Source organism: Variovorax sp. 05T418, from assembly GCF_056396385.1.
The window spans coordinates 38,630-56,624 of sequence record NZ_JBFTLJ010000018.1 but is presented as its reverse complement, the minus strand read 5'-3'; the positions used below and the strand labels follow the sequence as shown (position 1 = coordinate 56,624).

Annotated in this window: 17 protein-coding genes; 13 read left to right on the top strand and 4 right to left on the bottom strand. The window is 68.2% G+C overall.

Features of this window, described 5'->3' with window-relative positions; translation table 11 throughout:
* Window positions 1-13 precede the first annotated feature (13 nt).
* Window positions 14-781 (top strand): peptidoglycan editing factor PgeF, encoded by a 768-nt coding sequence (pgeF, locus tag AC1DMS_RS27315; RefSeq protein WP_012747151.1) that lies wholly within the window; start codon window positions 14-16, stop codon window positions 779-781.
* Here the strand turns inward: pgeF and AC1DMS_RS27310 are convergent.
* On the bottom strand, window positions 713-1,036 hold the full coding sequence (locus AC1DMS_RS27310; RefSeq protein WP_012747152.1) for a hypothetical protein: 324 nt from the start codon (window positions 1,034-1,036) through the stop codon (window positions 713-715). The two genes, pgeF and AC1DMS_RS27310, sit on opposite strands and share 69 nt — an antisense overlap.
* 113 nt (window positions 1,037-1,149) lie before the next feature.
* On the opposite strand from AC1DMS_RS27310, the gene phaC reads away from it, so the two are divergent.
* Together phaC and AC1DMS_RS27300 are read left to right on the top strand one after the other, a co-directional pair.
* The gene (gene phaC / locus AC1DMS_RS27305) at window positions 1,150-2,901 is read left to right on the top strand and encodes a class I poly(R)-hydroxyalkanoic acid synthase (RefSeq protein WP_012747153.1); all 1,752 of its coding nucleotides are present in this window, start codon (window positions 1,150-1,152) and stop codon (window positions 2,899-2,901) included.
* Window positions 2,902-2,966: 65 nt separating this feature from the next.
* Window positions 2,967-4,145, top strand: a complete 1,179-nt coding sequence (locus AC1DMS_RS27300) for an acetyl-CoA C-acetyltransferase (protein ID WP_012747154.1) — start codon at window positions 2,967-2,969, stop codon at window positions 4,143-4,145.
* Window positions 4,146-4,654: 509 nt separating this feature from the next.
* Here the strand turns inward: AC1DMS_RS27300 and AC1DMS_RS27295 are convergent.
* Window positions 4,655-5,566 (bottom strand): LysR family transcriptional regulator, encoded by a 912-nt coding sequence (locus tag AC1DMS_RS27295; RefSeq protein WP_012747155.1) that lies wholly within the window; start codon window positions 5,564-5,566, stop codon window positions 4,655-4,657.
* A 110-nt stretch (window positions 5,567-5,676) separates the two neighbouring features.
* Here AC1DMS_RS27295 and AC1DMS_RS27290 point away from each other — a divergent pair, with 110 nt between their 5' ends.
* Genes AC1DMS_RS27290 through AC1DMS_RS27270 form a run of 5 tightly spaced genes read left to right on the top strand, consistent with a single transcriptional unit; the run spans window position 5,677 to window position 10,655 of the window.
* Window positions 5,677-6,651 (top strand): tripartite tricarboxylate transporter substrate binding protein, encoded by a 975-nt coding sequence (locus tag AC1DMS_RS27290; protein ID WP_012747156.1) that lies wholly within the window; start codon window positions 5,677-5,679, stop codon window positions 6,649-6,651.
* Between the two features lie 8 nt (window positions 6,652-6,659).
* On the top strand, window positions 6,660-7,568 hold the full coding sequence (locus AC1DMS_RS27285) for an HTD2 family dehydratase (RefSeq protein ID WP_012747157.1): 909 nt from the start codon (window positions 6,660-6,662) through the stop codon (window positions 7,566-7,568).
* Between the two features lie 20 nt (window positions 7,569-7,588).
* Window positions 7,589-8,770: a CaiB/BaiF CoA transferase family protein gene (locus AC1DMS_RS27280; protein WP_041945650.1), complete on the top strand. Its 1,182-nt coding sequence runs from the start codon at window positions 7,589-7,591 to the stop codon at window positions 8,768-8,770.
* On the top strand, window positions 8,767-9,654 hold the full coding sequence (locus AC1DMS_RS27275; RefSeq protein ID WP_418147160.1) for an HpcH/HpaI aldolase/citrate lyase family protein: 888 nt from the start codon (window positions 8,767-8,769) through the stop codon (window positions 9,652-9,654). Before AC1DMS_RS27280 ends, AC1DMS_RS27275 begins: the two co-directional genes overlap by 4 nt.
* Complete coding sequence (locus AC1DMS_RS27270) at window positions 9,651-10,655, top strand: tripartite tricarboxylate transporter substrate binding protein BugD (protein WP_012747160.1); 1,005 nt, start codon at window positions 9,651-9,653, stop codon at window positions 10,653-10,655. The genes AC1DMS_RS27275 and AC1DMS_RS27270 overlap by 4 nt, the downstream gene beginning before the upstream one ends.
* Here the strand turns inward: AC1DMS_RS27270 and AC1DMS_RS27265 are convergent.
* A complete protein-coding gene (locus tag AC1DMS_RS27265; protein ID WP_012747161.1) occupies window positions 10,652-11,176 on the bottom strand; it encodes a CinA family protein in 525 nt (174 codons plus the stop codon). The genes AC1DMS_RS27270 and AC1DMS_RS27265 overlap by 4 nt on opposite strands.
* 223 nt (window positions 11,177-11,399) lie before the next feature.
* Here AC1DMS_RS27265 and phbB point away from each other — a divergent pair, with 223 nt between their 5' ends.
* The 3 genes from phbB to AC1DMS_RS27250 all read left to right on the top strand — a co-directional run bounded on the left by phbB (window position 11,400) and on the right by AC1DMS_RS27250 (window position 15,352).
* Window positions 11,400-12,137: an acetoacetyl-CoA reductase gene (gene phbB / locus AC1DMS_RS27260; RefSeq protein ID WP_012747162.1), complete on the top strand. Its 738-nt coding sequence runs from the start codon at window positions 11,400-11,402 to the stop codon at window positions 12,135-12,137.
* Between the two features lie 126 nt (window positions 12,138-12,263).
* Window positions 12,264-13,607, top strand: a complete 1,344-nt coding sequence (locus tag AC1DMS_RS27255) for a dicarboxylate/amino acid:cation symporter (protein ID WP_012747163.1) — start codon at window positions 12,264-12,266, stop codon at window positions 13,605-13,607.
* Between the two features lie 47 nt (window positions 13,608-13,654).
* Window positions 13,655-15,352, top strand: a complete 1,698-nt coding sequence (locus AC1DMS_RS27250) for a cation:proton antiporter domain-containing protein (protein WP_012747164.1) — start codon at window positions 13,655-13,657, stop codon at window positions 15,350-15,352.
* A 34-nt stretch (window positions 15,353-15,386) separates the two neighbouring features.
* On the opposite strand, the gene AC1DMS_RS27245 is transcribed toward AC1DMS_RS27250, so the two are convergent.
* Window positions 15,387-15,791 (bottom strand): hypothetical protein, encoded by a 405-nt coding sequence (locus AC1DMS_RS27245; protein ID WP_012747165.1) that lies wholly within the window; start codon window positions 15,789-15,791, stop codon window positions 15,387-15,389.
* 392 nt (window positions 15,792-16,183) lie between these two features.
* Between AC1DMS_RS27245 and AC1DMS_RS27240 the strand changes: the two genes are divergently transcribed.
* Window positions 16,184-17,542, top strand: coding sequence for a homoserine dehydrogenase (locus AC1DMS_RS27240; RefSeq protein WP_012747166.1), 1,359 nt, complete (start codon window positions 16,184-16,186; stop codon window positions 17,540-17,542).
* A gap of 53 nt (window positions 17,543-17,595) precedes the next feature.
* Window positions 17,596-17,982: a DUF1090 family protein gene (locus AC1DMS_RS27235; RefSeq protein WP_012747167.1), complete on the top strand. Its 387-nt coding sequence runs from the start codon at window positions 17,596-17,598 to the stop codon at window positions 17,980-17,982.
* Window positions 17,983-17,995 lie beyond the last annotated feature (13 nt).

Sequence of the window (17,995 nt, the reverse complement as noted above, 5' to 3'; positions counted from 1 at the left end):
CGCGCCCGCCGCCATGGACGACGCGCACTGGATCGTGCCCGACTGGCCGGCGCCGCCCAACGTGCGGGCCGTGTGCACCACGCGCGAGGGCGGTGTCTCGCAGGGCCGCTACCAGAGCCTCAACCTGGGCGACCACGTGGGCGACCTGGCCGCCCACGTCGCCGAAAACCGCCATCGCCTGGCGCAGGCCATCGGCGGCGCGCGGCCGGTCTTTCTTCAGCAGGTGCACGGCACCGGCTTGGTGGCGCTCGACGCCGAGGCGGGCGGGGCGGGCGACGGCACGCCGGCCGATGCCTGCACCGCCACGGCCACCGGCGTGGCCTGCACCATCATGGTGGCCGACTGCCTGCCCGTGCTCTTCACCGACGAATCGGGCCAGCGGGTGGCGGCCGCGCATGCCGGCTGGCGCGGCCTGGCCGGCGGCGTGCTCGAGGCGGCGGCCCGGTGCTTCGAGCCCGCGCAGGGCGGCGGCAGGGTCATGGCCTGGCTCGGCCCGTGCATCGGGCCCCGTGCCTTCGAGGTCGGGCCCGAGGTCAAGGCCGCGTTCGAGGCGCATGCGCCCGAGGCTGCGCGCTGCTTCCTGCCCGCGGCGGCGCCCGGCAAGTGGCTGGCCGACCTGCCCGCGCTCGCGCGCCAGCGCCTCTGTGCAGCCGGCGTGGAATCGGTGCATGGCAACGACGGCAGCGACGCGTGGTGCACCGTCGCCAACCCGTCACGGTTCTTTTCGCACCGGCGGGACGGCGTCAGCGGGCGTTTCGCCGCGCTGGTCTGGAAGGCCTGAGGCCGCGCCTGCCGCTGCGGCCGCCTCGCTCGCGGCGCGGCGCGCTTCTTCCTGTGCCTTTGCCTCGCGCTCCCTGATCGCGCGGCGCCGCCCCGGCGTCCCCATCAGGTAAACCACCAGTGCGACAGGCGCCAATCCGTACAAAAGAAATGTGAAGATGGCACCCAGCACGGTGCCGGTGGTGTTGGTGGCTTCGGCCACGGCCATCATCAGGGCGACGTAGAGCCAGCCAATCACGATCAGGTGGATGAACACAAGAAGTTTCAGTCGGTAAGTGAGCGGGGAGCGTTGTGGGCGCCTTGCGAAATGCAGGATACTCAAAATACGCAAGCCATCCGTATCGATTCAGGTGAGGACCAGGAGACATGATGAAGCAACAAGCAACGGGGGCCGACGCGTTCGCGCCCCTCCAGCAGGCTCTTTCGGAGGGATGGACCAAGGCGCTGGAATCGCTCCAGCAGTCCGCCGTACAGGGGGCCTCGGCCTTCAACGGCGGCGGCACGCCGCTGTGGCAATTGCCTCCGGGGGCAACGCTGCCTGAATTGCCGAAAGTCTCCATCGCGCCCGAGAAGCTGCAGTCGATCCAGCAGCAATACATGGCCGAGGCCACCGAGCTCTGGCGCCGCGGCTTAGACGCCAGGCCCGAGAGCGACAGGCGCTTTGCCGGCGAAGCCTGGGGCAGCAACCCGCTCGCGGCCTTCTCGGCGGCGGTCTACCTGCTCAATGGCCGCACCCTGCTCAGCATGGCCGAGGCCATCGACGCCGACGAAAAGACCAAGGCGCGCATGCGTTTTGCGGTCGAGCAGTGGATGGCGGCCGCATCGCCCAGCAACTCGCTCGCCTTCAACGCAGAGGCGCAGAAGAAAGCCATCGACACGCAGGGCGAGAGCATTGCCAAGGGCATCCAGAACCTGCTGCACGACGTGAAGCAGGGCCACCTCAGCATGACCGACGAAAGCGCCTTCGAAGTGGGGCGCAACGTGGCCACCACCGAGGGCGCCGTGGTGTTCGAGAACGAGTATTTCCAACTGCTCGAATACAAGCCGCTCACGGCCAAGGTCTACGAGCGGCCGTTCCTGCTGGTGCCGCCGTGCATCAACAAGTTCTACATCCTCGACCTGCAGCCCGAGAACTCCCTGATCCGCTATGCCAACGAGCAGGGCCACCGCGTGTTCGTGGTGAGCTGGCGCAACCCCGACGAGTCGCTGGCCCACGCCACCTGGGACGACTACATCGAGAATGCCGCCATCAAGGCGATCCACCTCGTGCAGGAGATCGGCGGCAGCAAGCAGATCAATGCGCTGGGCTTCTGCGTGGGCGGCACCATCCTGAGCACCGCGCTGGCCGTGCTGGCGGCGCGCGGCGAAAAGCCGGCCGCTTCGGTCACGCTGCTCACCACCTTTCTCGACTTCAGCGACACCGGCATCCTCGACATCTTCGTGGACGAGGCGATGGTGGCGTACCGCGAAATGCAGCTGGGCAAGGGCGGCCTGCTGCCGGGCATGGACCTGGCCTCGACCTTCAGCTTCCTGCGGCCCAACGACCTGGTCTGGAACTACGTGGTCGGCAACTATCTGAAGGGCGAGACCCCGCCGCCCTTCGACCTGCTCTACTGGAACAGCGACGCCACCAACCTGCCGGGCCCGTTCTACACCTGGTACCTGCGCAACACCTACCACGAGAACAAGCTCGCCAAGCCCAATGCGCTCACGGTCTGCGGCGAGAAGATCGACCTCGGCAGGATCGACATCCCGGCCTACATCTACGGCTCGCGCGAAGACCACATCGTGCCGATCGGCGGCGCCTATGCCTCCACGCAGCTGCTGCCGGGCAAGAAGCGCTTCGTCATGGGCGCCTCGGGCCACATCGCCGGCGTGATCAATCCGCCCGCCAAGAAAAAGCGCAGCCACTGGACGCGCGAGGACGGCAAGTTCCCCAAGACCCAGGCCGAATGGCTGGCCGGCGCCACCGAGCATCCCGGCAGCTGGTGGACCGACTGGGCCCAATGGCTCAAGGGCCATGCGGGCAAGCAGGTCCCGGCGCCCAAGGCCTACGGCAACGGCAAGGCCTACAAGGCCATCGAGCCGGCGCCGGGACGCTACGTCAAGGCCAGGGCCTGATCCCGGACACGCACGCACGAGTTACCCGCACCGCTTCAATCCAAATCACTTCAACGGAGAACCTCATGGAAGACATCGTCATCGTTTCGGCTGCACGCACGGCGGTCGGCAAGTTCGGCGGCTCGCTCGCCGGCATTGCAGCCACCGAGCTGGGCGCCCTCGTGATCAAGGAAGTGATCGCGCGCGCCAATCTCACGGCCGACCAGGTCGGCGAAGCCATCATGGGCCAGGTGCTGGCCGCCGGTGCGGGGCAGAACCCCGCGCGCCAGGCATGGCTCAAGAGCGGCGGCGCCAAGGAAACGCCGGCGCTCACCATCAACGCCGTGTGCGGCTCGGGCCTGAAGGCCGTGATGCTCGCGGCGCAGGCCGTGGCCACGGGCGACAGCGAGATCGTGATTGCCGGCGGCCAGGAGAACATGAGCGCCGCGCCGCACGTGCTGCCCAATTCGCGCAACGGCCAGCGCATGGGCGACTGGAAGCTGGTCGACACGATGATCGTGGATGGCCTGTGGGACGTCTACAACCAGTACCACATGGGCATCACGGCCGAGAACGTGGCCAAGAAGTACGGCATCGACCGCTCCGCGCAGGACGAGCTCGCGCTCGGCAGCCAGACCAAGGCCGCGGCTGCGCAGGACGCCGGCAAGTTCAAGGACGAGATCGTGCCCGTGAGCATTGCGCAGAAGAAGGGCGACCCGATCGTCTTCGACAAGGACGAGTTCATCAACCGCAAGACCAGCGCCGAAGGCCTGGCGGGCCTGCGCCCTGCGTTCGACAAGGCCGGCGGCGTGACCGCGGGCAATGCCTCGGGCCTGAACGACGGCGCCGCCGCCGTGATGGTGATGACGGCCAAGAAGGCGGCCGCGCTCGGCCTCAAGCCGCTGGGCCGCATCGCAAGCTACGCCACGGCCGGCCTCGATCCGGCGATCATGGGCATGGGCCCGGTGCCGGCGTCGACCAAGGCGCTGCAGCGCGCCGGCTGGAAGGCCGCCGACCTCGACCTGCTCGAGATCAACGAGGCCTTCGCGGCGCAGGCCTGCGCGGTGAACAAGGAAATGGGCTGGGACGTGAACAAGGTCAACGTGAACGGCGGCGCCATTGCCATCGGCCACCCGATCGGCGCGTCGGGCTGCCGCATCCTGGTGACGCTGCTGCACGAGATGCAGCGCCAGAACGCGAAGAAGGGCATTGCGTCGCTGTGCATCGGCGGCGGCATGGGCGTGGCGCTGACGATCGAGCGATAGGTTTCGCGCTCTCGGGTCGCGCACATCTCTTTCGGGTGCGCGGCCGTTCGGGGCGCGCTCCCGCCGACGGGGTACCTTGCTCCGCGAATGTCCCCCGCCCTTCGGGCTCCTCCTTGATTTCGCTGCGCAAGGCACCCCATCGGCGGGAGCGTGATCAGAGCGTCGTTGATCAGCTGTGCACCCAGAGCGTGCCTTGTGCCCAGGGCATCGGGTGCTCCCCGCAGCGAAATAAAGGAGGAGCCGAAGGCGGGGGACATTCGCGGAGGGGAGTACCCGGTGGCCTGTGCACGCGCCCCGAACAAGAACAACAGCAACAGATCACTGCGGCGGACCGTGGCCCACTTTGTTCACCGCCCAATTTTTGAGCAAACTGATTATTCCCCTTGTAAAACAACAAGTTAGATCGGCTTTACAAGGAAGAACATCAGTTATCCCCAAAGTTGTCCACGGAAAATGGGGATGGCATCGGCTTCTTCAGAATTCGCCCGCAAGTCCTTGATTTGTGGCACTCAGCCGGCAGCGGCCTGCTCCACGGCGTAGTGCTGGCACAGCGTCTCGACCAGCGCCTGCGCATAGATCGGCAGTGCCGCCCGGTCGCGCACCAGCAGGTAGCGCTCCCGCACGCACCATGCGTCGCTGAGATCGATCAGCGCGAGCCGCATGCTTTCCTGATTGCGCCGCGCCGCCGACTCCGGCACCACGCCAATGCCCACGCCGCTGCCGATCATCCGGCACATGGCGTCGAAGCTGCCGAGCTGGATGCGCAGCTTCTGCCGCTTGCCGAGGTTGTCGGTGATCTGCGCCAGAAAGGTCTGCAAGGTGCTGCCTTGCTGCATGCCGATGGCGTCTTCGTCGAGCGTTTCCGCAAATGAAATCCTGCGGCGCTTCGCGAAGCGGTGCTTGCGCGAGGTGGCGAGCACCAGCCGGTCGGTGCTGAAGTGGATCGCTTCGAGGCCCAGCGTGTCGACGCGGCCCGCCACGATGCCGATGTCGGCGCGGCCGTCGAGCACGCCGCGCGGGATCTGAGCATTCGGTTTTTCCTGAAGGTCGACGTTGATGCGCGGATTGCGCGCAAGAAAGCCCGGCAAGATTTCAGGCAGGAAATCGGTCACCGCCGTGGTGTTGGCGAACACGCGCAGGTGGCCGCGCAGGCCGCCGCCGTATTCGAGCAGGTCGGCGCGCAGCTGCTCGGTCTGGTGCAGCACGAGGCGCGCGTGGTGCAGGAAGGCTTCCCCCGGCGGCAGCAGGCGCACGCCGCGCGCTTCGCGCTGCAGCAGCTGCAGCCCGGCCTGGTTTTCGAGCGCCTTGATGCGCGCGCTGGCCGCCGCAAGCGACAGGTGCTGCCGCTCGGCCGCGCGCGTGAGATTGCCGAGCTCGGCCGTGGCAACGAAGAGGCGCAGGTCGGTCAGGTCGAAAAGCATGGCGCCATCGTAAAGCCCGAGCCTTCGGTATTTCAGAAGCCTGGGTTTCGAAATCGCAGATTGCGCACGCTGCCGCGGCAGAACACCATGCGGCCATGGAGACAAAGACAATGACATTCCGCGCACTGGCGCTTCTTTCCCTTGCCGCGGCAGCGCTCTGCACTGCGGTTCCGGCTGCCGCGCAGCCCTACCCCTCGCGCCCCGTCACGCTCGTCGTGCCGCAGGCTGCGGGCGGCACCAACGACATCGTGGGCCGCCTCGTGGGCCAGAAGATCGGCGAGCTGATGAACGCGAGCGTGGTGGTCGACAACCGGCCGGGCGCGGGCGGCAACATCGGCACGCAACTGGTCGCCAAGGGCCCGAAGGACGGCTACATGCTGCTCATGACCATCAGCAGCAGCCAGGCCATCAACCCGGCGCTCTACAAGAACCCGGGCTTCGATCCGGTGAAGGACTTCAAGCCCGTGGGCCTGATCGGCGCGGTGCCCAACGTGCTGCTGGTCAACCCCTCGTTTCCCGCGAAGGATTTCAACGAGTTCCTGAAGCTCGCGCGGCAGAAGGGCGCCAACTACCAGTACGCCTCGGCCGGCAACGGCACGCTCAACCACCTGCTGGGCGAAATGCTCAACAGCATGGCCGGTATCTCGCTGCAGCACGTGCCGTACAAGGGCGTGGCGCCCGCACTCAACGACGTGCTCGGCGGGCAGCTGCCGATCGTGTTCGCGAGCCTGCCTTCGGCGCTCTCGCACATCAAGGCCGGCAAGCTGCGCGCGCTGGCCGTGAGCGGCGAGAAGCGCTCGCCAGTGCTGCCGGAGGTGCCTGCCATTGCCGAGGCCGTGCCGGGCTACAACGGCACGCTCTGGATCGGCCTGTTCGCGCCAGCGGGCGTGCCGCCCGAGGTGCTCGCCACGCTGCAGGACGCGACGCGCAAGGCGCTGGCCGCGAAGGACCTGCGCGACAAGCTTGAACAGCAGGGCGTGGAGATCGCGGCGCCCACCACGCCCGATCAATTCTCGAAACTGCTGCAGGACGACCTCGCCAAGTGGGCGCGCATCGTCAAGGCCTCCGGCGCAGCAGTTGACTGAAGGAACCCATGAGCAATCCCGTCCAAGAAAAGTCCTCCGGCGCGATCGACAGCGGCACGCTCGCCAAGCTCCAGGCCTGGCAAGGCCGCAGCGAAACGCTGGCCGACGACATCACCGCCGCTCCCGTGCGCGCACTCTCGGCCACGCTCGACCGCGACGACGCACCGCCCGCCGCCGGCACGCGCCTGCCCGAGCTCTGGCATTGGCTCTACTTCCTGCCGCACCATCGCCAATCCGAGATCGGCGAGGACGGCCATGCGAAGCGCGGCGGCTTCCTGCCGCCCGTGCCGCTGCCGCGCCGCATGTGGGCCGGCGGCCGGCTGGCGTGGGAGCCGGGCAATCCGCTGCAGGTGGGTGACAGGGCCGAGCGCACCTCGACCATCGCCTCGGTCAGCCACAAGCTGGGCCGCACGGGCGAGCTGATGTTCGTGCTGGTGCGCCATGAAGTGCGCAACGAACGCGGCCTTGCGCTGACCGAGGAGCACGACATCGTCTACCGCGCCGCGGCCGCGCCCGGCGAGAAGGCGCCGCCGCCCACGCCGGCGCCGAAGGACGCCGCCTTCAGCCGCGAGATCGTGCCCGACGACGTGCTGCTGTTCCGCTATTCGGCGCTCACCTTCAACGGCCACCGCATCCACTACGACCGCCGCTACGTGACGCAGGTCGAGGGCTATCCGGGCCTGATCGTGCACGGCCCGCTGATCGCGACGCTGCTCGTGGACCTGCTGCGCCGCAACGTGCCGGGCGCGCAGCTCGCGCGCTTCGAGTTCCGCGCCGTGCGGCCGACCTTCGACATTGCGCCGTTCCGCGTGCACGGCAAGCCGGTCGAAGGCAGCACGGACGGCAAGACCTTCAGCCTCTGGGGCGAGGACGCCGATGGCTGGCTCACGATGCAGGCCACGGCCGTGCTCGCATGAAAAAAATGGAAAACACGTCCATGACAAGACCCCTCGACGGCATCACCGTGGTTTCGCTCGAGCACGCGATCGCCGCGCCGTTCTGCACCCGGCAGCTGGCCGACCTCGGCGCCCGCGTCATCAAGGTGGAACGCCCCGGCGCCGGCGACTTCGCGCGCGCCTACGACGCACGCGTGGGCGGCGAGGCCTCGCACTTCGTGTGGGTGAACCGCTCCAAGGAAAGCCTCACGCTCGACCTCAAGCAGCCCGCCGCGCTCGCGGTGCTGCAGGCGCTGGTGGCCGATGCCGACGTGCTGGTGCAGAACCTCGCGCCCGGCGCGGCCGCGCGCATGGGCCTGGGCGCGGAAGCGCTGCAGGCCCTGCATCCGCGGCTCATCGTCTGCGATATCTCGGGCTACGGCGACGACGGCCCGTACCGCGACAAGAAGGCCTACGACCTGCTGATCCAGAGCGAGGCAGGCTTTCTCTCGGTCACGGGCACGCCGGACGATCCCTGCAAGTCGGGCAATTCCATCGCCGACATCGCGGCGGGCATGTACGCCTACACCGGCATCCTCGCGGCGCTGCTGCAGCGCGGCAAGACCGGCAAGGGCTCGCACATCGACGTGTCGATGCTCGAATCGCTCGCCGAGTGGATGGGCTACCCGATGTACTACGCCTACGAAGGCGCGCCGCCGCCGCCGCGCAGCGCGGCCTCGCACGCCACCATCTATCCCTACGGTCCCTTTCCCGCGGGCGACGGCGGCACGGTGATGCTGGGCCTGCAGAACGAGCGCGAATGGCGCGTGTTCTGCGAGAAGGTGCTGCAGCAGGCGGGGCTTGCCACCGACGCGCGCTTCGACAGCAATGCGCGACGCAACGAGAACCGCGACGCGCTGCGCGCGATCATCGTCGAGACCTTTGCCGCGCTCGGTACCGCGCAGGTGGTCGAGCGCCTCGATGCGGCGCAGATCGCCAACGCACGCATGAACGACATGGCCGGGCTGTGGGCGCATCCGCAATTGCAGGCGCGCGAGCGCTGGCGGCAGGTGGGCTCGCCGGCCGGCGACATTCCGGCGCTGCTGCCGGCCGGCCGCCAGAGCGCCTTCGACTACCGCATGGACGCGATACCGGCCGTGGGCCAGCACACCGACGCCATCCTGCGCAGCCTGGGCCGCAGCGAGGCGGACATCGCGGCGCTGCGCGAGGCGGGGGCGGTGTGAGCACGGCAGCGCTCGCGCTGGCGCGCGCCTTTCTCTTCGTGCCGGCCGACCGGCCCGAGCGCCACGCGCGCGCGCTGGCCACCGGCGCGGGCGCGGTGATCGTCGACCTGGAGGATGCGGTGGCGCCCGAGCGCAAGGCCGCGGCGCGCGAAGGCCTCGCGGCGTCGTTCGCCGCGCTGCCCGCGGCCGGCCGGCAGCGCCTGCTGGTGCGCATCAATGCCGCAGGCACGCCGTGGCACGAGGACGACTGCGCGGCCGTGGCCGGGCTGGTCTTGCAGGGGCTGATTGCGGGCGTGGTGCTGCCCAAGGCGGAGCGGGGCGGCGACCTGCGGCTGCTGGCCGAAGCCATCGGCCCCCGAGGCGTGCTCGTGCCGCTCGTCGAATCGGCGGCCGGGCTTGCGGCGGTTGATGAACTCGCGGCGGCGCCACAGGTGCTGCGGCTCGCCTTTGGCAACCTCGATTTCCAGGCCGATGTCGGGCTGGCCTGCGATGCGGACGAAGCCGAGCTGGTGCCGGTGCGCCTCGCGCTGCTGCTGGCCTCGCGCCGCGCCGGGCTGCCCGCGCCGATCGACGGCGTGACGGCCGACTGGCGCGATGCGCAACGCCTGGCCGCCGACACCGCACGCGCGCGGCGCGGCGGCTTCGGCGCCAAGCTGTGCATCCACCCCGACCAGGTTGCGCCGGTGCAGGCCGCGCTCGGCCCGAGCGACAGCGAGCTCGCATGGGCGCGCCGCGTGATCGAGGCCGTGCGGTCGGCTGGCGGCGGCGTCGCCAGCCTCGACGGCCGCATGGTCGACGCGCCGGTGGTTCGCCTGGCCGAACGGCTGCAGGCGCTCGCTGCGGAACAAGACAGCCATCCAACAACCAAGGAGACAAGCAAGTGAATCTGAAGAAGAACTGGAAGGGCCGCACCCTGCTGGCCGCATCGCTGGGCGCAGGCCTGCTGGCCGTGCAAGCGCCGGCCGCGGCGCAGGCGCCCTGGCCCGAGAAGCCCATCACCATGGTCGTGCCGTACTCGGCCGGCGGCCCCACCGACGTGGTCGCGCGCATGCTCGCGATTCCCATGGGCAAGTCGCTCGGGCAGACCGTGATCGTCGAGAACACCGTGGGCGCGGGCGGCACCATCGCGCCCGCGCGCGTGGCCAAGGCGGCGCCCAACGGCTACACCATCCTGATCCACCACATGGGCATGGCCACCGCGCCCGCGCTCTACAAGAAGCTCAACTACGACCCGCTGAAGGACTTCGAATACGTGGGCCAGGTGATGGACGTGCCCATGACCCTGCTCTCGCGCAAGGACTTTCCGGCCAGCAACTTCCAGGAACTGCTGGCCTACGTGAAGACGAACAAGGACAAGGTCACGCTTGCCAACGCCGGCATCGGCGCGGTCTCGCAGCTGTGCGGCATGCTGCTGGCGCACCAGATCGGGGTGCAGCTCACCACCGTGCCCTACAAGGGCGCCGGCCCGGCGCTTAACGACCTGATGGGCGGACAGGTCGACCTGCTGTGCGACCAGACCACGCAGACCGCGCCGGTCATCAAGGACGGCAACCGCGTCAAGGTGTTCGGCGTGACCACGCCGAAGCGCCTGTCCAGCATGCCCAGCATTCCCACGCTCGACGAGCAGGGCCTGAAGGGTTTCGACGTGAAGGTGTGGCACGGCATCTACGCGCCCAAGGGCACGCCGCCGGCCGTGATGGAAAAGCTCAACACGGCCCTGCGCGCCGCGCTGCAGGACGACATGGTCAAGCACCGCTTCGCCGATCTGAGCACCGAGGCGGTGCCGATGGACAAGGTGACGCCCGAAGCGCTGCGCACCCACCTGGCGGCCGAGACCGAGAAGTGGGGGAAGGTGATCAAGGCGGCGGGGGTGCAGGCGGACTAGGAGCCTGGCGCTCGGCGATCCTGCGCCAGCAGCGTCTGGTGGAACAGCAGGAGCAGTTGCCGCGCAAAGACGTCCATGTTCGACGCGCGGTCCGCATCGGCGGTTTCGATCGTCCGGCTGGCCGCAGCCTCTCCGGCGACGGCCACGCACACATGCCCCGGCGCGTCGCCATAGGGGCTGCCGGACGGGCCGGCCGCGCCGCTTTCGGCAATGCCCCAGGTGGCGCGGTGGCTGCCCCGGATCCTGCCTGCAATGAAGCTGGCATAGGGTTCGGTTTCCGCGCGCATGCCGGCCATGTCTTCGGCCGTCAGTCCCAAGAGCGCTTTTCCGGCCCGGCGCGAGTAGACGACCGCGCCGCCGAGGAAGAAAGCCGAGGCGCCCGGGATGGCGAGCAGGGCGGCCGACACCAGCCCGCCGGCCGAGGATTCGGCCACCGCCACCGTCTGGCGCCGCTCGCGCAGGATGGCGCCGACACGGCCGGCGAGGATGGAAAGCGGCTCGAGGCCGGCGGTGTCAGGCATGGGGGCGTTGCCCGGCGTTTTCGAAATTCATACTTTCGAACTCCTTGGAAGCAAAGGGGTGTGCGGGACGGCGGCGGACTTATGCAATATGGTTGCACATGCGGCCGCGCCGTGACAGCTGGTTGCAAGCTCGGCTCAGTGTTTTCCTCAGAGTTCGACGGCTTGAAACTCGCTAGAGTGAAGGCGGCCGTTCAGGCTTTTCGCACACATCAAGGAAAAAATCATGAGCAAGAAAGTTGCATATGTCACCGGGGGCATGGGTGGCATCGGAACAGCCATCTGCCAGCGCCTTCACAAGGACGGCTTCACTGTCGTCGCAGGCTGCGGCCCCACGCGCGACCATGCCAAGTGGCTGGCCGAGCAGAAAGCCCTGGGCTTCGAGTTCCATGCGTCGGTCGGCAATGTCGGCGACTGGCAGTCCACCGTCGAGGCCTTTTCCGCCGCCAAGGCAGCGCACGGCCCCATCGACGTGCTGGTCAACAACGCCGGCATCACGCGGGACCGCATGTTCCTGAAAATGACGCCCGAGGACTGGAGCGCGGTCATCGAGACCAACCTCAACAGCATGTTCAACGTCACCAAGCAGGTGGTGGGCGACATGGTCGAGAAGGGCTGGGGCCGCATCATCAATATCAGCTCGGTCAATGGCGCCAAAGGCCAGGCGGGGCAGACCAACTATTCGGCGGCCAAGGCCGGCATGCACGGCTTCACGATGGCGTTGGCGCAGGAGCTGGCGAGCAAGGGCGTCACGGTCAACACCGTGAGCCCGGGCTACATTGGCACCGACATGGTCAAGGCCATCCGCCAGGAAGTGCTCGACAAGATCGTGGCCACCATTCCGGTCAAGCGCCTGGGCGAGCCGAGCGAAATTGCTTCCATCATCGCGTGGCTTGCCACCGACGAGGGCGGCTACAGTACGGGCGCCGACTTCTCGGTCAACGGCGGCCTGCACATGCACTGATCATGCTGACGAGAAGCTGATCGAAAAGACCCGCCGAGGCGGGTTTTTTCATTTCTGCGATGTGGCTTCTACGTATCAGAGAAGCGGTCGATTCGGTTCTACAGTTTCCAACCCTCCGGAGGCAACATGGCAGACACAACAATCACACCCACCAGAAAGCTCCCGCTCTATCGTTCGCTCTACGTGCAGGTGATCACGGCGGTGATCATCGGCGTGCTGCTCGGCCACTTCCAGCCGGCGCTGGGCGAGGCCATGAAGCCGCTGGGCGACGGCTTCATCAAGCTCATCAAGATGATCATCGCGCCGATCATCTTCTGCACCGTGGTGGTGGGCATCGCAGGCATGGAGGACATGAAGAAGGTCGGCAAGACCGGCGGCCTGGCGCTCCTGTACTTCGAGATCGTGAGCTCCATCGCGCTGGTGGTGGGCCTCGTGCTGGTCAACCTGCTCAAGCCCGGCGCGGGCATGAACATCGACCCGTCCACGCTCGACACCAAGGCGCTCGCGTCCTATACCGGCCCGGGCAAGATGACGGGCACGGTCGACTTCCTGCTCAACGTCATCCCCAGCACGCTGGTCGACGCCTTCGCCAAGGGCGAGATCCTGCAGGTGCTGCTGATCGCGGTGCTGTTCGGCTTTGCGCTGCACCGCTTCGGCGGGCGCGGCACGCTGGTGTTCGACGTGATCGAGAAGGGCTCGCACGTGCTCTTCGTGATCGTGGGCTACATCATGAAGCTGGCGCCCATCGGCGCCTTCGGCGCGATGGCCTTCACCATCGGCAAGTACGGCCTGGGCAGCCTGTTCTCGCTCGGCAAGCTGATGGGCACGTTCTACCTGACCTGCCTCTTGTTCATCTTCGTGGTGCTCGGGCTCATTGCGCGCTTCCACGGCTTCAGCATCTGGAAGTTCATCAAGTACATCAAGGAAGAGCTGCTGATCGTGCTGGGCACCTCGTCCTCCGAATCGGTGCTGCCGCGCATGATGGAGAAGATGGAGAACCTGGGCGCCAACAAGACCTGCGTGGGCCTGGTGATTCCCACCGGCTACTCGTTCAACCTGGACGGCACCTCCATCTACCTCACGATGGCGGCCGTGTTCATTGCGCAGGCCACCAACACGCCGATGACGCTGATGCAGGAGATCACGCTGCTGGCCGTGCTGCTGCTCACCTCCAAGGGCGCGGCGGGCGTCACGGGCAGCGGCTTCATCGTGCTGGCGGCCACGCTGTCGGCCGTGGGCCATGTGCCGGTGGCGGGCCTGGCGCTGATCCTGGGCATCGACCGCTTCATGTCGGAGGCGCGCGCACTGACCAACCTGATCGGCAACGGCGTGGCCACCATCGTGGTGGCCAAGTGGACCAACGAGCTCGACACCGAGCGGCTGCACGCCGGGCTCAACAACGAGAGCTGGGTCGAGTCGCAGGAGCCCGAAGTGCTCGAAGGCGCACGCATCGCAAAGATGGCCGATTGATGCCCGTGTGAAACGAAAGGGGCGCATCGTTCCTGCAAAATGGAGCAATGCCCCACAGCGTTTCCCTGATCAACACGATTGCCGCCGGCCTGGGGCTGGCGCTCGTGCTGGGTTTCCTGGCGCTGCGGCTGCGGCTGCCGGCGCTGGTGGGCTACCTGCTCGCGGGCGTGATCATCGGGCCCTTCACGCCGGGCTTCGTGGCCGATGCGGGCATTGCGGCGCAGCTGGCCGAGATCGGCGTGATGCTGCTGATGTTCGGCGTGGGCCTGCATTTTTCGCTCGACGACCTGCTGGCGGTGCGCAAGATCGCGCTGCCGGGCGCACTCGCGCAGATCGCGGTGGCCACGCTGCTGGGCGGTGCGCTGGCGCTCTGGTGGGGCTGGTCATGGGGCGAGGCGCTGGTCTTCGGCCTGGCGCTGTCGGTGGCAAGCACGGTCGTGCTGCTGCGCGCGCTCGAGAGCCTGGGCATTCTCGATTCGTTCACCGGGCGCATCGCGGTCGGCTGGCTGGTGGTCGAGGACCTGGCCATGGTGCTGGTCCTGGTGCTGATGCCGCCGCTCGCGGGGGCGCTGGGCGGCCAGGCGGGCGATTCGGCCAACGCCGATCCGCTGTGGCAGACGCTCGGCGTCACGCTGCTGCAGGTGGGCGGGTTCGTGGCGCTGATGCTGGTGGTGGGGCGGCGCGCGTTTCCTTGGATTCTCTGGCAGGTCACGCGCACCGGCTCGCGCGAGCTGTTCACGCTGTGCGTGATCGCGGCCGCAGTCAGCATCGCCTTTGCGTCGGCGGCGCTGTTCGGCGTGTCGTTCGCGCTGGGCGCTTTCTTCGCGGGCATGGTGATGCGCGAATCCGAATTCAGCCACCGCGCGGCGCAGGAGTCGCTGCCGCTGCGCGATGCCTTCGCGGTGCTGTTCTTCGTGTCGGTGGGCATGCTCTTCGATCCCTCGGTGCTCGTCGATCGGCCGCTGCAGGTGCTGGCGGTGGTGGGCGTGATCGTGCTGGGCAAGTCGCTGGCCGCCTGCGCGCTGGTGCTGGCGTTCCGCTATCCGCTGGGCACGGCGCTCACCGTGAGCGCGAGCCTTGCGCAGATCGGGGAGTTCTCGTTCATTCTTGCGGGGCTCGGCGTCTCGCTCGGCCTGCTGCCGGTGGAAGGGCAGAGCCTGATCCTGGCCGGCGCGCTGATTTCCATTGCCACCAATCCGCTGTGGTTCAGCCTGGTCGCACCGATCGAGAAATGGCTGCACGGCCGCTTCCCGGCGGCGCGCAGCCTCGAATCGCACGACCATCCGCTGGCCGAACTGCCGACCACCACCGAAGCCCGTTACCTGTCCCGCCAGGTGGTGCTGGTGGGCTATGGCCGCGTCGGGCGCCGCATCGCGTCCGAGCTGGAGGCGCACGACATTCCCTACGTGGTGGCGGAGCAGAACCGCGAGCTGGTCGAGAAGCTGCGCGAGGCCGGCGTGGCGGCCGTCTGGGGCGACGCGGCCGATCCGGCCGTGCTGATCCAGGCGCACATCGCGCGTGCCCGCGTGCTGGTGGTGGCCATCCCGGACGCCATGAACGTGCGGCAGATGATGGAAACCGCCCGCACCCTCAATCCGGCCATCGAAACCGTGATCCGCAGCCACAACGAGGAAGAAGCCGGGCTGCTGACCCGCGAGATGGCCGCCACGGTCTTCCTGGGCGAACAGGAACTCGCGCAGGCCATGGCGCGCGACGTGGTGCGGCGCGCAGCGGCGGCCGCCTGAGCCGCCAGCGGATCGATCGAGCAGGGGGATTCGGTCAGAGGTCTTCGATGACCAGCGTGCGATAGCGCTGCGCGATCGAATAGGGCACGGTGCGCACCAGTTCCATCAGGCGGTTGGCGTCCTCTTCGTGCTTCGTCCTGACCAGGAGGCCGGCATGGCCTTCGCGCGCCAGCTTGGTGTAGGCGCGCACGGTGGCTGCGTCGGTTCCGGCCGACGGCAGCGGCTCGTCGGCTTCCCTCACGGTGGGTGTGATCTCCTCCAGGATCGTGGCCGCGGGAATCAGGTAGATCTCGTCACCGCTCACGCCGTTCTCGATCAGCTTGTGGCCGATGCGGTTGGCGTCCTCCGTGCTCGGGAACATCACCATCGAATAGCCTGTGGGGTAGAAAGCGCCGCCGATGCTCGAGCGCATGCGGGGCTCCAGAACGAAATTCTTCATGATGCTGCCTCCTGGATGATGCAGTTCTTTGCCCACCACACTAGGCCTGCGGCCGCTCGCCTGCTGTAGGCCTGCTCCCCGAAATTCCGCAGGCTGGGCGCGCCAGCCGTCGAAGCGGGTCCGGCCCGCTCCTGTACACTGGCGGCTTCATGCCGTGCCAATCCTTCCCCTCTACCGTCTGCGCAGCCTCCATGGCCCGCATGATGCCGCCTGCCTTCGCGCGGGCGGAGGGGTCATTGGTTGCACGAATGATTACCACCATTACCACCGCGGCCACCTGAGCACGCGCAGGTGGCCGTTTCGGCAGCCACCTGGTGTATCGCTCTTCTTCTCCGAATGAATGAAACCCAGCTCTGGCAGCTGGGTTTCTTGTTTTTCATCCGGAGATGTCCATGTACCGCGATCCAGTCCAGTCCCTCGAACCCCTGCCCAGCCGCCCCGCGGCCATCCGTGCGCTGCGCGTGGGGATGATCGGCATCGGCACCGTCGGCTCGGGCACATTCCGGGTGCTGGCGCGCAACCAGGCCGAGATCGCGGGCCGGGCGGGCCGGCCCGTCGAGCTGGTGATGGTGGCCGCGCGCAACCTGGTGCGCGCCGCCGCCATCGTGGGCGCGGATGTTCCGCTCACGGACGACCCGCTGCGCGTGGCCACCCATCCCGATGTCGACGTGGTGGTGGAAGTGGCCGGCGGCACCGGCCCGGCGCGCGAATGGGTGCTGGCCGCCATCGCGCACGGCAAGCACGTGGTCACGGCCAACAAGGCCTTGCTGGCGGTGCATGGCGCCGAAATCTTTGCCGCGGCCCGGCGGCATGGGGTGGCCGTGGCCTACGAGGGCGCAGTGGCGGTGAGCATTCCCATTGTCAAGGCGCTGCGCGAGGGCCTCGCGGCCAACCGCATCGAGTGGGTGGCGGGCATCATCAACGGCACCACCAACTTCATCCTGAGCAAGATGAGGGATGAAGGCCTGGACTTCGCAGCCGCGCTCGCGCAGGCCCAGGCGCTCGGCTATGCGGAGGCCGATCCGGCCTTCGACATCGAAGGCATCGACGCCGCGCACAAGCTCACGCTGCTGGCCGCCAATGCCTTCGGCACCACCGTGCGGCTTGCCGATGTGCAGGTGCAAGGCATCACGGCACTCGAGCGGGTGGACGTGGCCTGTGCCGAGCAGCTGGGCTACCGCATCAAGCTGCTGGGCGTGGCGCGGCGCCGGGAGGAGGGCGTGGAGCTGCGCGTGCAGCCCGCGCTGGTGCCCGCATCGCACCTGATGGCGCATGTGAGCGGGTCGATGAACGCCGTGATGGTCAAGGGCGATGCGTCCGGCGTGACGATGTACTACGGCGCCGGCGCGGGCTCCGAACAGACCGCATCGGCGGTGATTGCCGACCTGGTCGATGTGGCGCGGCTGGACGGCACCCATGCCGCGCAGCGCGTGCCGCACCTGGGCTTCCATGCGCATGCGATGAGCGCGTTGCCGGCGTTGCCCCGCGCCGAGGCATGCGGCGCGCACTACCTGCGCATCCCCGTGCATGCCGCCAGCCAGATCGAGGCGGTGTCGGGCTGGCTGGCGGGGCAGCAGGTGCCGGTGCAGCAGGTGGCGCTGGCGGCTGCGCAGCCCGGCATGGGCGCGCAGCTGCTGGTGCTCACGCAGCCGGTGCGGCAGGGCACGATGGACCTGGCGCTGCATGCGCTTCATGCGCATCCCTCGGTCGCAGGAAAGGTCACGGCGCTGTGCGTGGAGGCGCTGGCCTGAGACAGAATGCGCCACGGCATGCATTGGCAGGCCGATGGAACGGAGTGGGTGCAATGGATTTCGCCTGGCATGGTGGCCTTCTTCGATGGGTGCGGCGCGAACTGCGCATGGAGCGCTGGTTCCTGGGAATGGCGCTGGCCCTGGCCGCACCCGCATTCGCCCAGGCCGCGGAGCCGGCGGAGGGCGCCGCTTCATCTTGCGAAGCGGAAGAGGCCGCGCTGGAGCACGACATGGACCTGGCCCGCTCCAGGGGCCAGATGCTGCGCCGCCGGCAGCTCGCCGAGAACCTGGACGCGCTGCGGGCGCGCTGCCGGGCATCGGAGCCGCCGCAAAGCCGCGCGGCGCGCATTGACAAGCTGGAGCACGACATCCGCGCGCTGCGGGCCGAGCTCGAACATGCCGAGGCGCAGCTGCGCGAGCTGAAGAACGAGCGGCCCTGACGGCCGCGCCGGC